General features: G+C 49.3%; 1 rRNA gene. It reads right to left on the reverse strand.

Annotated elements, in window-relative coordinates:
• Positions 1 to 1,361 (reverse strand): 23S ribosomal RNA (locus tag ACU68U_RS09200); the annotation flags it as partial.

The following is a 1,361-nucleotide window of genomic DNA, read 5'->3' on the forward strand; positions in this document are numbered from 1 at the left end:
GAGGTTGGTTTCGTGCTTAGATGCCTTCAGCACTTATCCTTCCCAGACGTAGCTACCGAGCTGTGCACTTGGCAGTACAACTCGTACACCAGCGGTCTGTCCATCCCGGTCCTCTCGTACTAAGGACAGATCCTCTCAAATTTCTCACGCCCACGGTGGATAGGGACCGAACTGTCTCACGACGTTCTGAACCCAGCTCGCGTGCCTCTTTAATGGGCGAACAGCCCAACCCTTGGAACCTACTCCAGCTCCAGGATGAGACGAGCCGACATCGAGGTGCCAAACCTCCCCGTCGATGTGGACTCTTGGGGGAGATAAGCCTGTTATCCCCGGGGTAGCTTTTATCCGTTGAGCGATGGCCCTTCCACTCGGTACCACCGGATCACTAAGTCCGACTTTCGTCTCTGCTCGACCTGTTTGTCTCGCAGTTAAGCTCGCTTTTGCCTTTGTACTCTTTGAATGATTTCCAACCATTCTGAGCGAACCTTTGAACGCCTCCGTTACTTTTTTGGAGGCGACCGCCCCAGTCAAACTGCCCGACTGACAGTGTCCTATTACCAGTTTCATGGCAACTAGTTAGAACTTTAGAATTAAAAGGGTGGTATCCCAACAGTGACTCTGCAAACTCTGGCGAGCTTGCTTCTTCGTCTCCCACCTATCCTGTACATTTAATCCCAAAATTCAATGTCAACCTGCAGTAAAGCTCCACGGGGTCTTTCCGTCCTACCGTGGGTAAGTCGCATCTTCACGACTACTACAATTTCACCGGATCCTTTGTTGAGACAGCGCCCAAATCGTTACACCTTTCGTGCGGGTCGGAACTTACCCGACAAGGAATTTCGCTACCTTAGGACCGTTATAGTTACGGCCGCCGTTTACTGGGGCTTAAGTTCGTTGCTTCGATTGCTCTAACAAGTCCCCTTGACCTTCCAGCACCGGGCAGGTGTCAGCACCTATACTTCATCTTTCGATTTAGCAGATACTTGTGTTTTTGGTAAACAGTCGCTTGGGCCTATTCTCTGCGACCTAATTTCTTAGGCATCCCTTCTCGCTAACTTACGGGATTATTTTGCCGAGTTCCTTAACAAAGGTTCTTCCGCGCGTCTTAGAATTCTCTTCTTGCCTACCTGTGTCGGTTTGCGGTACGGGTACAAGATTATTCGATAGCACCTTTTCTTGGCAGTTTGAATCTGTCGCTTCGCATCTTTCTGCTCCCCATGATAACTTACGTTAGCGAATATACGGATTTGCCTGTATATTCTGGCTTGTTACTTGGACGTGTTCTACCATTCACACGCTCGACTTTTCCTTCTGCGTCAGTACTTCTCTCAATCACAATCTTGTAGTACAGGAATTTCTAC

The sequence above is a fragment of the Finegoldia sp. P3-F-LR genome (assembly GCF_052932165.1).